The organism is Bacillus sp. BF2-3 (assembly GCF_008368795.1).
Classification (GTDB): domain Bacteria; phylum Bacillota; class Bacilli; order Bacillales; family Bacillaceae_G; genus Bacillus_A; species Bacillus_A cereus.
This window is the reverse complement of sequence record NZ_QOSA01000001.1, coordinates 21,779-36,547: the sequence shown is the minus strand read 5'-3', so window position 1 is coordinate 36,547 and position 14,769 is coordinate 21,779. Positions and strand designations below refer to the sequence as shown.

Below are 14,769 nucleotides of genomic sequence, written 5' to 3'. Positions count from 1 at the left end.
CTCCTTTATTTAAAAACCTCATTTAAATGGTCTTTATAAAATGAAATGGCACGTTCAAATTCTTTTACTTCCTCTACTTTCACGACAGTTTCAAGTAATAATTTCATCGCTGATTCGTGATCGTTTACGTTATATTTTGCTAATGATAAAAATACTTTCATCGGAGCGTTCTCTGGAAATTTTTTCACCCCAGCTTCTAATACTGTAATTGCCTTTTCATATTCCCCTATACAACGATATGTACTTCCTAAACCAATATAAGCACCGCAAAGCGATTCGCCATCAAGTCCATTTGCGATTGCCTGCTCATAATACGGAACTGCTTCTGTTTCTAGCCCCATTACATCATGTATCCACGCACACTGATACAGTACTTCTGCATCCTTTGTAAAGTTTGTTAATCCTATAAGCATCTCTTTAGACTGCGCATATTTCTTTTCATTTCTAAGTTTAATAGCTTGCTTTAATAAATGTTCCATAGAATCCACTCCTCACCAATTATTCTGTGTATAGCTCTTGATTGGTATACGCTTCACATTCGTGTAAAAGTAAAATTCCCACCAATTAAAGTTTCGCTTACTTATTACTATGCGGATTCATTCTCATCTAAAAACTTAATTTTAAAAAGCAGTGACACGATTACATAATACCTCTAAGCTTTTGACAATTTCTTTCGCTGTTTCATCTTTCCCATTACACAACTTCCCTTTACCATCCTGTCCAATTACATAATGCACAGCCCCGCGCGAATATAAAGAATGTGGTGAATTCGCAATCATTACATTCGCCCTTGCTTCTTTCATTCTATTTTTTGCTCTTTCAAACAGTTCTTCTTCATTTAAATCACTTTCAAGTTTAAAACCAACAAGTACTGTTTCTGGGTCCCATTCTTTTATTTGTTTTAATACCTTTGGAGCCTTTTGAAAGTGAATAATCGGTGCTATATCACTTGAAATTTTTCCGTTCATATTAAGAACATTACCATCTTGATCACAAATTTTCTCTACAATCCAATCTGATCCAGCCGCTGCCATAATGACTGCATCAACCTTTTCATGTGATATGATACTTTTCATTTTATCTTGTAAATCAACGATTCCTTCAAATGGATGTAATTCTAACCCTCTATGTACATCACTCGGTTTCTCCGCAAAATAACCGTGTAAATATATAACATGTGCCCCTTTAGCTAGAAGTTCTTCTGCGATTATCCTTCCGATTGTACCTTTGGCCATATTCGTATGCCCGCGTACTTGATCCCATTTTTCTAGACAACCACCGCTCGTAATTAATACCTTTTTCCCCTTCATTGTAACCATCCCTTACTAATTTTTCTTACGAAACCATTCTGTTCCAAAGTCAACTATATCACGCTGTTTCATTAGACGACACGTTGCATTCCCTATCTTCCCATTTTTTACAGTTCCTTTTCGCTCAAACTCCACACCAATTTCTACAAACTTCTCAGATTCGTAATCCATTTCAACAAACTCTTTCCACACTCTTTCACCGTTTTCTATAATAGGTGCTCCTACTTGTATTAACTCACATGCACCAGAACGCACCTCGGATAAATGAACAGACGTATTGGAATCATATCCAACACCAATTAATAATACGTACCCGTCTAAATCATATATTTTTCTTAATGGAGATTCTTCTCCAAAGCTCATTGATAACGAATGGTTCATTGTTATTTCTACTGCATGTTTTCCCCATGCAGCAAAACTTCCTAACGGATGATTACTACGTACTACATTCGGATATGTACGAAAACATTCAACTATTTCACCCATTCCCCTTGTTGGGGTTATACGTGAATCAAATGCTGGGACGTTATCTCGGATAATTTGCCACCAGTCTTCCGGTACAGGTGGTCTTGACCAATGTTTCGGATCGGACAAATCCGAAGATTGCGTTGGCATTATTATCGTTCCTTCTTCCGTAACAACTTTCATTAATGCTTCTACTACAGCAACGGCACCACCAGATATCCACCCGATAGAACTTAGTGATGAATGAACGATAATTGTCATTCCTTTTTCGACTCCTAATGCTTTTAAATCTTTTGTTATTGTTTCGATTGTATTTGGAAATTGTGTACTTGCTACTATTTCATTCATTTTCATATTAGTTCCCCCACTAGCCACGTAAATTTAAACTTTTATATAAATATATTATCATATTTTTTTTAATTTTTAACTTAATCATATTCATTACTACAAAAATATGTATATTATTATACTGAAGCCTCAAAACTCTATTAAAATCGTAGATAATGATGAGCGAGAGTTTTTTTGAAATGAAGAAAAATGTAAATCCTATTTTTTCAAACTATACTCCATATGCATATTTTATACTATTTTTCCATGTAACAATGAAGTCTTTCTATCCCTGGATATTTTTCTCCTAAACTTTTAACTTGAAAACCAATTCTTTTATAAAATTCTACCGCCCCATCGTCTGTCTCCGCTTCTATATAAGTCAATTGATATATCCTTACCACTTCTTTAATCATTTGCAGTGCAATTCCTTTTTGACGATAATCTGGAGCCACTGCTATATGACATATGCGTGCTTTAGTTTCTCCGATTATTTCAATACCTAGACAAGCTTTTTCTTCATATTTGTACAAAGTCCCTTTATTACTTTGATAAAATATTACTGCTTTCTTTAAGCTTATTTCATTTGGACCGACGGCATATTGTAGCACATTTAATATTGAATCTTTCTCAATTTGTTTAACACACTGTAAATTCATACTTTCATCCCTTTCTATGAAAAAAGACTAGCTCTTAATAAAAAGAGCTAATCTCATTACGCCGTTATTTTTTCTTCTTTTTTTACAACGACAGCCACATAACTATGAAGTATCATTCCAATAATAACGAGACTCATACCAATCCAAGATAATGATGATGGAATTGGTGCAGATAACCAAATCAACTCTCCTACTAGCGCAAATAAAACTTCACCAGACTGCGTCGCTTCCACTGTTGCTAATTTTTGCGGATCATCTTTCACAAGATCTGTTGCAAAGAAAAATAATACTGTCGCGATTAACCCAGAGCTAACTGCTACAATAAAACATTGAAAAACTTGGCTACTTGACGGTAATCCGCCTGTTGATACTTCGTAACCAGATAATAAAAACCAAAATGGTAAACTTGCTAATGTCATACCGAGTACTCGCTGAAATACATCTAATTCCCCTTTACAAACTTGCATCATTTTTCTATTTCCAAGAGGATACGCAAATGCTGCAATAAGTACAGGAACTACACATAAAACGGTTTCACGAATACCTAATGAAGAAGCATGTTCTACTTGCATGAGAACGACACCGAATAAAATAATGCCCGACATTACTAATTCCTTCATCGGAAGTTTTTTATGTAGTGGATCCACCGCAAAAAATGGTGTTAACAAAATCCCTGCAACGATTGTAATTTGCCATGTTGATGCAACGAGCCAACCCGGTCCGAACGCTCCAGCAAAACTAAGCGGTGCATAAAAGAGACCAAATCCAACGATACTCCACACTAACCATTCTTTCGGATTGTTTTTCATATATTGAAAGAGTTGCTTTAAGTTCCCTCTATACATAACAATAAGTAATAGCATTGGAACCATAAAATAATACCGTAATGATGCACTCCAAATCCAGCTTCCACCTTCTAAGTCCATTGCCCTGTTTAAAACAAAAGTAAAGGCAAAGAAAAATGATGCCAGTATCCCTATAACAATTGCTTTCATTGTAAAACCCCTTGTATTTAATTTTTTATCTCTATGACATATATTTTAGTATACGCGATGAAAAATCTACATTCAAACTTACATTTCACTTTGGGATGATGAAGGAATTGTAGTAGATTTACATGGGAATAAAGTGCATTGGTATGAAATCGAGGCCATTACATGTAAAAATTTTCAAGGGTCAAAATCTACTTTAATCTCGACCCACTATACTCACCATGAAAATATACGCATCCGCTATAAAAGATGGCTACCAACTATTGCACATTCAATTTACTGGTTTTCTATTGAGAAACCAAAAGATTATCATAAAAATTTAATGATAGCTTGGGAAGAAAAGCGAACGAATAAAAACAAACGCCTCCTTTAATTATTATTTAGGGGCGTTCGTTCATTCAAAAATTAAAGAATATGTAGTTTATATTCTCTGTATAATTTCCTCAATCGACTTATATGAGCTTGATGATACCGATTATGATCTGCTATATGCCATATTCCCCATCTTATTGTCGCAGTTTCGCCTTTTTCATACAAAACTTCCTCTCTTAAAAGAACAACACCATATGTTCATCATCACTATACACACCATTCATTTTTATAGCCCTTTTTTCAATTCCGTATGTTTTAAATCCCATTGATTCATATAATCGTTTGGCTGGTTCGTTCGTTGACACAACCCCTAAATTCAATTGCTCTAGCTTCATCTCTTTTGCCCTTTCAATTGCTTTACGTATTAAATCACGTGCAAGACCACTTCTTCGATTTTCAGTATCTACATACATTGCAACGATATGTCCTTTATGCTTATATGCGTCTTTTTCTTCTGTTAATAAAGTAACAACCCCAACTAAACGATTTTCATTATTAAAAGCACCAAATGTAAAACTACTGTTGGATGAAAGATTACTAGCAACTCGTTCAAGAGGGTTTTCTTGACGTACTGCTTCTTCATAAGTCGTTATAAATGCTTCTGGATTTACTTGTAGTGCTTGTAAACGCAACTCCCAATATTTTTTTGCATCCGCTTTTGTAAGTAATCGAATCATTTTATTTTCCCCTTTTTAATTTACATAATATTTTTATAGGTTATTATTTTTTGATTCATACTCTTCTTTTAATATACTGTAACGATAGCGATGAATGAACTTTCCCTGTCTCAATCGATCATTTCTCATTAACCCTTCGCATACAAATCCGGCACTTTCATAACTCTTTTTAGCTTTTGTATTATCTTCATCTACACGTAACCAAATTTTCTCCAATTCAAACTGAGAAAAACCTATTTGTAACATGCTGTTTAGAGCTGCCATTCCAAATCCTTTACCCCAATAGTCTTTATTTCCAATCGCAATTCCTAGTTCAGCATTTTTATTTGTTTTATCAAAATTTTTAAGGTCTACCCATCCAATATGTATACCTGTCTCAGTAACGATTGCCCTTTGTTCATAACCATTTTTTCGGCTTATACAAGCTTCAATCCAGTTTCTCGTATCTCCACGAGTGAACGGAGGATATTGATCTGGTAAAACTAAATGCTTTGTTACATCTCTATCTAATGACCATTGATAGCGATCTTCTACATCATCTAGTGTCAATTCTCTTAATTGAACATATGGTACATTCATTTTTTTCTCCTCTCTTTATTTACCAATAGAAAATCCTTCGAACACTCTTCCACCATACTGTTCTAACGTCTTTTCTATAAAATGAATTAATTCATTTTTCCCTCCCGTTTTATAAAAATGATCAAAAGCGGCTACAAATTTGTTTGCATATTGCTCATCATATCTTTTTAGCACTCTAATAAACCATTTTGAACTCCCAAGCCACTTACCATTTACTCTTAATACATATTCATGTACTAAATCGGCTAATAAATTAGCGATAAACAATTCTTCTTCTCTTTTTGTTGCACCAATAAAGTCATCTAAAGTATCCGTAATAAAATATCGCTTCTGCTTAATCGTTTCTTCGGTCCATTTAGCTGGTCCTTTATGTAGTAAATCATTCGCTTCTTTTTTTAATTTCTCAACAATTTCCTGTTCCCCTTTTAAGGCAATCCCTTCTGAAACTAATTGTGGTAACGACGGCCTCCCTCGATCACAATCCATTTTGAAAAAGGTTTTATATGTTTCGAAATTATGAACAAACACCTCAACAGGCCATCCATTACTATAGAAAGATTCTCTATAGCAAGAAGTTAAACTTTGATTGACTATTACAATGTCAAGGTCAGATGTTTTCGTCGCTTCTCCTCGTGCAACGCTTCCGCCGAGTAAAGCTACATCACAATTCGGAAATTGTAATGTAATTATGTTTTGTGCTGCTTCAATTGGTTTCATAACCGATCCTCTTTTCTTATTTCACTTTCTTTTTTTCAGCTCTTTCTCTCGCTTTTTTTATATAGCTTTCTGCATCTGGTGTTTTACATGATGTTGCACCATGATCAACCTCTATTTTTCCAATTTCACTTGCAATTTCAATCGCTTGTCGCTCTAAGTCTTCATTACGAATTCCTATTGCGATTAAAGCACTATTCATCGCTTCTTTTTTTCTATTTTTTTCATTATGTATATTTTCTTTAATCTCTTCTAAGTACGGAGAGAAGAAATCATCATGTAACGTTTTATTTTTAATCGCTATATTTGCTAATAAAGACCAGCCAGCTCTTCCAATCCATTCATCATTAGACTTTATCCACTCTTCCATTCTTTCTATTGCAATTGGCGAAGTACATATAGATGTCATCAGAACATCCATTAAACAGTAATAATCAACATCCTGAATCCAACTATTAAGCTGTTCTGTCGTTATTTTTTTCGGGTCTAAAATATAAGTTGCTAATGTCATTGCGTCCATATTTTTCGTTTCCCACAATTCAACTGCTAAATCGTGATCTTTTTTTATCTTCTTTTTTAACAATTTTAAATTCGCAAAACTAACTCCAAATAACGGCTCTTTCGCTCCGTGGTTTTTATACGTTTTTCGATTTTGTTCTGTTCCATATTCCTCTAGTTGCTGCATTACTTCCTCAAGTAACATATACCCACCTCTTTATCTTTTATGTTAACTGTATATATGTATGTACGATATATTCTACATTACTTTTTGTTTTTCCTATATTTATTTTTAAAATACGGTATGTGAAATTTCTAAACATTGCACAGCTATACCATCAAAAAACTGTACATGTTAAACATACAGTTTTTTGATGGTATCAATTTTGCGTAGAATAAGATATAAACTACGAAAGAACTTTTAATGGTCCTCTCAATCACCTATTTTTTCAACTGAATTTTTTACATCTGACCACTCTTCTATTGACCCTGCGTCCGGAAAAACTGTAACTACATTAAAATTCGCACCTTTTTCTTTCCCAATTTGTTTAGCTGCTAATAAATTCGCTGCCGCAGAAGTTCCTATTTTTATACCAGTATCTTTGTAAAAACGTGCCATTTCATACAGGGTATCTTCATATGAATAAGTCCATTGTTTTTCTATCAAATTTTCTTCCTGTTCTATGAAATGTTGTTTCCTTCCTAAGCCGAACCCACCTGATCCAGCATATTTCTTTAAATCATTTGGTGGTTGTTCCGAACCATAAGGCAATTCAGCAGGCATTACTAAATGTAGTTCAACATTTTTTGTATAATTCTTTATTGCTGTATAGACTCCCATTAGAGTTCCACCAGTACCAGCAGATGCTACCCATGCATGTATTGGTTTTCCAATCATTTGTGCAATAATTTCTCGCCCTGTACCTTCTATATGACTTACTAGATTTGCATTATTATAATGTTGGAATAAAAAATATAATTCTGGCTTTTGTTTGCTAATCTCTATTGTTTTCTCAATTACTGCGTAGAACCCTTTACATTTATCAACTAAGATTACGTTAGCACCATAACGATCAAGTTCATTTAATAGAGATTTATCGGTTCCAGAACTTAAAACTAACGTGCATTGAATCCCTAAATAATTACAAATACACCCAATTGACCTCGCTAAGCTTCCACCACTATACTCTAAAATATTTTGTTTTTTGTCCGCTTCTTGTAAATATTTATTAATCATTCCAAGTGCTGCCCTATCCTTAATCGATCCTGTAGGGTTATGCCATTCACATTTAGCATAGATAGAAAGATCCTTCGTTTCTTTGCATTCTAATTTCACGAGCGGTGTATTTCCAACATGTTTAGAAAACGCTTCAAAATGGTTTACTATCATACTTTTATACCTCCTTCATAAATTATGTTTACTACATTTGTTCTTAGCCAAAATACTTTCTACATTTTAATAACTCTCTCAATAAAAATTTCTTATATAAAAATCCCTACAAACACTGTAGGGATTTATGTCTAAATCATTTTGTTACACTCTATTTCATATGAAAATAGTTTTCTTATTCAGATGCATTCATAAGCACAATTCTCCAACCGTCTGGATCCTCTATTGTGGTTCCTTTCTCTATCCAATACGGGTTTTCAGGTTCTACCTCATGATAGCCCATATTACTTAATCGATTCACTATCTTTTCAATTTCATCTTTAATAGGCATATAAAAAACTAGTAAATTATCTTTTGTCGGTGCCGGACATGGACTTCCATTAACATGTGTAGTAAACTCCAAATGATACTCTTCATCTGGTAAGCCAAACATAACCCCATCATATCCTTCATGATTGTGAAATTCCCCTATACGTTTTAAACCTAATCCTGTTTCATAAAAACTTATCACTTCTTCAAATTTATCTGTTGGTCTTGCAATTCTAAATTGAACCCAATTCTTCATGCAAATCTCCTCCTTTTCATTTTCCAAAGCTTTATAGTAATTAGTATAGGTTACATATATTCCCTTTAACATCCCTCATTAGTGTGAACTTCCTAAGTTGAAAGACCTATTAGTTAATAAACAATAGGACTTTAGTATAAAATTCATATAAAATTAGTTATATAAATATAGAGATGAATTACAAGCTATTACGTATGAAATAGTTCTCCTTGCAGGGCCTTTATATACCGATCAGCAGATCTTTGTACAGCTTTATTCGCATCTTCCACCACACCATGAAATGCATTATATAGTCGACTAAATTGGATATCTTTTACCTTCTCTGCCATATCTCTAACTTTATTCGCTGGTAATGGAATGAGATTGGGATAACTATACATAAAACTTACCCATTTCCGATCCGAAACTACTTGTATAATATCACCTGATAACAAAATACCTTTCCCTTCATTACCGTCTTTCCAATGTATAACAGTTCCACCCTTAAAATGGCCTCCTAAGCGATGCAATGTAAGTTCTTCCGATAATATCAGATGCTCCCCAGACCAAAATTTAATTTGCTTACTCGGACGAACCACCCACTCTTTATCATCTTCATGAATATAAATAGGTACATTGAATGTTTCCGCCCATTTAACTTGTGTAGAGTAATAATGTGGATGAGAAAGTGCTATTGCTTGAATACCACCTAAATCATATATACGTTGTATCGTTTTATCATCTAAATAACTAATGCAATCCCACATAACATTTAGAGTTTTACTTTGTATTAAAAATGCTGTTTGTCCAATCGCAAATTTAGGTTTAGTAGTAATGCTATACAAACCGCTTTCTTCTTTTATTATTTCGTTTTTGTATAAATTGCTATTTTGCATCGTTTCTAATGTTGTCCATGACTGCCCAATTGGATTAACATATTGTCTTTCCTCATTACAAATTTTACAGCGAGAAGGTGCTTCTTCATTTTCGGGATACTGTACTCCACATGTAGTGCAAATATAATTATCCATATTCCCACTCCTTTTTTCATGTAATTGTTTCTTTACCAATATTTTAATAAAAAACAAAAATATTCGAATCAATAATTGGAACGAAAATGAAATGATACGAAAGTATGATTTGGTGATTGAAAGTTTAAATAATAAAGTTTAAATTCATCCTATTTTTCAAAACTGCAATTGATATAAAATCTTGCATACTTTTGAGTAAACTTTTTTACACTTGTAAAAAAGTTTTTTTGCATTTCCCTACCTATAATTGCTAATATAGTAGAGTAGAACTTTTATAGAGAGAAGGAAAATTATGCACAATGGAATTCGAATGACAACTTTAGTAAAAAGGGCTATGTTAGTTTGTGCGGGGGTATTATTCACATACGAAGTGGCTTTTGGATCAGTACATACTGCTCTAGCTAGTACAGAGGATGAAGCAAAATCTGTTCAACTTGTAAGTGAGATTCAAACATCTCTTGCTCCGAAAGAAGCTCCAAAACATTATAACGGGCAAGTTAGAAAAGTCGCTTATTTAACATTTGATGACGGTCCTGGAAAATACACAGCTGAGCTTTTAGATATGTTAAAGAAAGAAAATGCAAAAGCAACATTCTTCCTAATTGGTTCAAACGTAAAAGCTTTCCCTGATCTTGTAAAACGCGAAGATGCTGAAGGTCACTACGTTGGGATGCACAGTATGACTCATAACTACAAGAAACTTTACACTGAAGGTCATTACGTAGATGAAATGAAGGAAGACCAAGGCTTAATCGCTGGTGTTTTAGGTAAATCACCAGTATTAACTCGTCCATCTTACGGCTCTATGCCAGGATTAAACGAAGCTCTTCGCAACAAAGTTGTAGAAAATGGCTTAAAAGTTTGGGATTGGACAATTGATTCTTTAGACTGGAAATATAACAAAATGCAAGTTGATGCTGCATCTGCTAAAATTGTAGAAAACGTGTTACATGGTGCTACAAATCCAACAGAAGTTATCCTTATGCATGATATTCATCCACAATCAGTAAAAGCAGTTCCTGGAATTATTAAAGGACTGAAAGAAAAAGGATATGAATTAGAAGCATATAATGAGAACGAACACTTCCCATTAAACTTCTGGCATGATAATCGTATGTAATGAAAAGACTTGATTTCCTTTAGCTGGGAATCAAGTCTTTTTATCATTTTGGGAATTACTCCTCGTATATTCGACTCAAACTCCCCCTTCTCTAATATCAATAAAAATTCAAAATCACATGTTATACTATAATTTAGTTTAAATAAGTAGGTGCCATATGATCGTATATACAGTACAAACTGAAGAAGCATGGAAACAATTTAAGAAACTTGGTTATTTAGAAGGTAATAAAGAATTCATCGATCCAGACGATGTATATTCATATGACTGGATGGTGCGCGTCGCTAAAACAAGATTGCCTCATTACGAAGGTAACTATCCTATTTGGGTCTGGGAAGCAAATAATTACCCAAATCGAAATCATAAAGCTTGGGGTAGAACAAATTCAAAAATGGTAATTTTAACACTAGATGTACCGAAAGAATGGGTACTATGGAGCTATTTTGACTATTGGTGCTGTGCTATGACTGATGGATCAACATATTTACATACAAAAAATAAGTGTACTTTAGATGAATGGTATACATATATGGATAAAGAATACGGGATAATATTTGATTTCGACTATTTATTATCTCATCCTGATTGGTGTCTAGGTAAAGAGGATTCGTTAGAAAAACAAGGTGTTATCGGCAAAACACCCCTTTCCTTCGTGAAAAAAGTAAGACGTTTTCGTGCTAAGACAGATAAGTCTATTAGTAAAATTCGAAGTGATAACTGGGATAATAGAAAAGAAAACCGCATTAAAAAGATGAATCGAAAATTAAGAAAGCGAAACGATAAACAAAAAAGAATACAAAAGCGACTTATACGAAATTAAAACATATATCAAAATACAGTAAGAAATTATGGATTGAATATACAAATTCAATCCTATTTTTTATATTATCAACACTTTAGCACATATTACTCTTAAGGAGTGATGTGTATATGGATTTTCTTTCAGCCGAATATTTGTCCGCCCTACTTGCCATCATTGTAATTGATTTAGTGTTAGCCGGTGATAATGCCATTGTAATTGGATTAGCAGCAAGAAGATTACCGAAAGATCAGCAAAAGAAAGTTATTATATGGGGAACTATCGGGGCAATCGCGATTAGAGCCCTCGCTACCTTAGTTGTTGTTTGGTTGTTAAAAATACCAGGGCTACTTCTAATTGGTGGTGTACTCCTTATATGGATTGCTTATAAATTAATTGCTGAAGGCAAAGATCATGATATTAAGGCCGAAGAAGGATTTTGGTCTGCTATTAAAACCATTATTATTGCTGATGCGTTAATGGGCATCGATAATGTACTCGCTGTTGCAGGAGCTGCCCATGGTAACTTTTCTTTAGTAATCATCGGATTATTAGTGTCTATTCCAGTAGTCGTATGGGGCAGTACATTGATTTTAAAATGGGTAGATCGTTTTCCTGTCATCATTACGATTGGAGCAGCCGTTTTAGCTTATACTGCCGCGAAAATGATTGTAGATGAGAAATGGTTCGCTGGATTTTTCGAAAGTAACCCTTTGGTTAAATGGGCATTTATCATTATTATCATCATCGGCGTAGTTTTCTTCGGAAAGGCTAAACAAAAAGCAACAGCTGGTTCTGTCTCATAATGATGGTATATTTACAAATAAAAGGCGCTATTCATATGAATAGCGCCTTTTATTATTTATTTAGCTTCCCCTTCCGGAGTCGTTTTTACCTTCGTTTTGTTTTTATCGCGGTTGTTATAGTTATACTTCGAACGATCTACTGGAGTGAATCCTTCCGGTGTGTAGAATCGTAATAAGTCACCATTCACGACTTGGTCAGAGTATTTTAGTGAGTTTTGAACCATTTGTTCATTTTTCTTTATTTCATCTGTAAATTCTACAGGTTTTCCAGTAGTTGTATCATAGTATTTGCCGTTTAGTGCAGTAACTGTTGGGCTTACGTAGTTACCGTTACGGAACGCAACGACTTGTTTATGATCTGGTGATAATAAATCAGAACCGAATTGAACATAATTCTTTGTATCTGTACCTAGTAAGTGTAATAGCGTTGGAAGAACGTCAATTTCACCACCGTATTGATGTTGTACGCCACCTTTCACTCCTGGTACACGAACGATTAATGGTACACGTTGTAACTGTGCATTTTCAAATGAGTTCATTTCTTTACCCATTACTTTTGACATTGCTGCGTTATGATTATCTGAAATACCGTAATGGTCTCCGTACATAACAATAATTGAGTTATCATATAAACCAGATTGTTTCAAGTAATCGATGAAGCCTTTTACAGATTCATCTAAATAGCGTGCTGTTTGGAAGTACGTATCTACTGATGAATCACCTGTTGTTGCTGGTTCAATCGTTGCTTCTGCCTTATCGATTGGATAAGGGAAATGGTTCGATAACGTAATAAACTTCGTATAGAACGGTTGTTTCAACGTTTGTAATAACGGAATAGATTCATTAAAGAACGGTTTATCTTTTAACCCGTAGTTTACTACGTCTTTTTCATTCATATCGTAGTATGACGCATCAAAGAATTTATTAAAACCAAATGATTTATAAATATCGTCACGGTTCCAAAATGTTTTGTAGTTACCGTGGAATACTGCTGATGTGTATCCTTGTTGTCCTAAAATAGCTGGTGCTGATTGATACGTATTATGAGATTTCGTTGTAAAGACAGAACCTTGCGGTAAACCAAACATTGAATTCTCTAACATAAACTCCGCATCAGATGTTTTCCCTTGTCCTGTTTGATGGAAGAAGTTATCAAAATAAAGTGTATTCGCATCTTTTGTAAATGAGTTTAAGAACGGTGTAACTTCTTGACCATTTAATTTGTAATCAATTAAGAAGTTTTGGAATGACTCTAAATGAATGTAAATTACGTTCATTCCCTTTCCTTTACCGAAATACTCAGGATTTGGACTTGCATAAGTTGATGTTAAATAATTTCGTACTTCTGTCATATTATCGCCATCAGCTAATGCTCGTTCTGTCGATGCTTTCGCACTTTGAATTCCATCATAAATTGTGTAGTTGTATGCACCTAAATATTTCACAATATAATTACGGTCAAACGTTCTTGTTAATAATTCAGGACGGTCAGACTCTGCAAGACCTAAGTTAACACTGAATAATAAAATACCTGCTACAAATACTAGAGATAATTTATGCTTCGCAACACGAATTGGTTTTGGATTTGCAAATTTTGTTGCGACTAACACAATTAATATAATCGTGTCTAAGAAGTATAATGGATCATAAAGATGTAGCAACGCAAGAATACTACCACCTAAATCTCCAAAGTTATTCGTTTGTGTTAATGTCGGGAACGTAATAAAGTCACTGAAAAAGCGATAGTATACTACGTTTGCGTATAAAAGAATCGACAATAACAAATTAATGATAATTAACCAAATATAAGATCGTTTCCCTTTTGCAAATAATGCAAGTCCTAAAAATAGAACTGCTGAACTAAGCGGGTTAAAAAACAGCAAGAATTTTTGAATTGTGTTTGAAATTCCTAAATTGAATTCCGTTACATAAGCTGCATATGTTTTGAGCCACAATAAAATAACGGCAAACAGAAAGAATCCAAAATGATTGCTTAACACGCTTTTGCTCTTTAATAAGAACTGTTTCATTTCTCCACCTCTTTTGATCATCCAAGGCTTATTTTTTTATAAGTCTGTCTCTCTATTCAAATTTTCTTCTTCAAATAGATTATCTTTATTTAACTATATGAAGAATATTAGTAATTATAATTTGAAGCTAGTATTTATTCAACTATTTCTTTCTAGACATTTTGACCTTGGTTTCTATTTAACAAAATAAATTTGTAACATTTCCTGTTTTCTCCCAAGATTCATCCACTAATTATGACAACCCATACTATATACCTTTATAAACTCATTCGCAAACTATTCTATCTCCAAATTTGGTACATATTTCACATGACAAAATAATACGATTTGATTATATTACTCTACTTACATTTCCCTTCTTCAACTAACTCTTTAAATCTTAAAGTCATTACATCCCTTCATACATGAAAAAATTCTCCTGTTCATTAATATTATATTTGAATAATTATTCATTTG

At 33.8% G+C, this 14,769-nt stretch carries 15 protein-coding genes and 2 pseudogenes; 3 read left to right on the top strand and 14 right to left on the bottom strand.

Annotated features, from left to right (window positions below; genetic code table 11):
- Nucleotides 1-5: 5 nt before the first annotated feature.
- The 13 genes and pseudogenes from DN401_RS00180 to DN401_RS00115 all read right to left on the bottom strand — a co-directional run bounded on the left by DN401_RS00180 (nucleotide 6) and on the right by DN401_RS00115 (nucleotide 9,558).
- Entirely contained in the window at nucleotides 6-479 is a 474-nt protein-coding gene (locus tag DN401_RS00180; RefSeq protein ID WP_000400636.1) for a tetratricopeptide repeat protein, read from the bottom strand.
- 141 nt (nucleotides 480-620) lie between these two features.
- The gene (locus DN401_RS00175; protein WP_000676726.1) at nucleotides 621-1,310 is read right to left on the bottom strand and encodes a phosphopantothenoylcysteine decarboxylase domain-containing protein; all 690 of its coding nucleotides are present in this window, start codon (nucleotides 1,308-1,310) and stop codon (nucleotides 621-623) included.
- A 15-nt stretch (nucleotides 1,311-1,325) separates the two neighbouring features.
- Entirely contained in the window at nucleotides 1,326-2,129 is an 804-nt protein-coding gene (locus tag DN401_RS00170; protein WP_000783346.1) for an AAC(3) family N-acetyltransferase, read from the bottom strand.
- A 230-nt stretch (nucleotides 2,130-2,359) separates the two neighbouring features.
- Nucleotides 2,360-2,761 carry a GNAT family N-acetyltransferase gene (locus tag DN401_RS00165; protein ID WP_001053116.1) on the bottom strand — a complete coding sequence of 134 codons (402 nt, stop codon included), beginning with the start codon at nucleotides 2,759-2,761 and terminating at the stop codon, nucleotides 2,360-2,362.
- Nucleotides 2,762-2,817: 56 nt separating this feature from the next.
- A complete protein-coding gene (locus tag DN401_RS00160) occupies nucleotides 2,818-3,756 on the bottom strand; it encodes a DMT family transporter (RefSeq protein ID WP_000644594.1) in 939 nt (312 codons plus the stop codon).
- 402 nt (nucleotides 3,757-4,158) lie between these two features.
- Nucleotides 4,159-4,305, bottom strand: a pseudogene (locus DN401_RS00150) (DinB family protein); the annotation flags it as partial.
- On the bottom strand, nucleotides 4,302-4,802 hold the full coding sequence (locus DN401_RS00145) for a GNAT family N-acetyltransferase (protein WP_000620314.1): 501 nt from the start codon (nucleotides 4,800-4,802) through the stop codon (nucleotides 4,302-4,304). The gene DN401_RS00145 and the pseudogene DN401_RS00150, both read right to left, overlap by 4 nt.
- Before the next feature lie 33 nt (nucleotides 4,803-4,835).
- Complete coding sequence (locus tag DN401_RS00140) at nucleotides 4,836-5,381, bottom strand: GNAT family N-acetyltransferase (protein ID WP_001102492.1); 546 nt, start codon at nucleotides 5,379-5,381, stop codon at nucleotides 4,836-4,838.
- Nucleotides 5,338-6,098 (bottom strand): annotated as a pseudogene (locus DN401_RS00135) (nucleotidyltransferase domain-containing protein). The gene DN401_RS00140 and the pseudogene DN401_RS00135 overlap by 44 nt, the downstream one beginning before the upstream one ends.
- 16 nt (nucleotides 6,099-6,114) lie before the next feature.
- Nucleotides 6,115-6,798: a DNA alkylation repair protein gene (locus tag DN401_RS00130; protein WP_000923448.1), complete on the bottom strand. Its 684-nt coding sequence runs from the start codon at nucleotides 6,796-6,798 to the stop codon at nucleotides 6,115-6,117.
- Between the two features lie 228 nt (nucleotides 6,799-7,026).
- The gene (locus tag DN401_RS00125) at nucleotides 7,027-7,983 is read right to left on the bottom strand and encodes a PLP-dependent cysteine synthase family protein (protein WP_017656505.1); all 957 of its coding nucleotides are present in this window, start codon (nucleotides 7,981-7,983) and stop codon (nucleotides 7,027-7,029) included.
- Nucleotides 7,984-8,158: 175 nt separating this feature from the next.
- The gene (locus DN401_RS00120; protein ID WP_000800667.1) at nucleotides 8,159-8,548 is read right to left on the bottom strand and encodes a VOC family protein; all 390 of its coding nucleotides are present in this window, start codon (nucleotides 8,546-8,548) and stop codon (nucleotides 8,159-8,161) included.
- Between the two features lie 188 nt (nucleotides 8,549-8,736).
- On the bottom strand, nucleotides 8,737-9,558 hold the full coding sequence (locus tag DN401_RS00115) for an MBL fold metallo-hydrolase (RefSeq protein WP_000371021.1): 822 nt from the start codon (nucleotides 9,556-9,558) through the stop codon (nucleotides 8,737-8,739).
- 292 nt (nucleotides 9,559-9,850) lie between these two features.
- Between DN401_RS00115 and DN401_RS00110 the strand changes: the two genes are divergently transcribed.
- The 3 genes from DN401_RS00110 (at nucleotide 9,851) to DN401_RS00100 (ending at nucleotide 12,283) form a co-directional block, all read left to right on the top strand.
- Nucleotides 9,851-10,678 (top strand): peptidoglycan-N-acetylglucosamine deacetylase, encoded by an 828-nt coding sequence (locus DN401_RS00110; RefSeq protein WP_000551452.1) that lies wholly within the window; start codon nucleotides 9,851-9,853, stop codon nucleotides 10,676-10,678.
- 157 nt (nucleotides 10,679-10,835) lie between these two features.
- Nucleotides 10,836-11,498, top strand: coding sequence for a DUF3841 domain-containing protein (locus DN401_RS00105; RefSeq protein ID WP_000637705.1), 663 nt, complete (start codon nucleotides 10,836-10,838; stop codon nucleotides 11,496-11,498).
- A gap of 110 nt (nucleotides 11,499-11,608) precedes the next feature.
- Nucleotides 11,609-12,283 (top strand): TerC family protein, encoded by a 675-nt coding sequence (locus DN401_RS00100; RefSeq protein ID WP_000346932.1) that lies wholly within the window; start codon nucleotides 11,609-11,611, stop codon nucleotides 12,281-12,283.
- Between the two features lie 56 nt (nucleotides 12,284-12,339).
- Here the strand turns inward: DN401_RS00100 and ltaS are convergent, their stop codons facing one another.
- Nucleotides 12,340-14,313, bottom strand: coding sequence for a lipoteichoic acid synthase (gene ltaS / locus DN401_RS00095; protein ID WP_000808770.1), 1,974 nt, complete (start codon nucleotides 14,311-14,313; stop codon nucleotides 12,340-12,342).
- Between the last annotated feature and the right edge of the window lie 456 nt (nucleotides 14,314-14,769).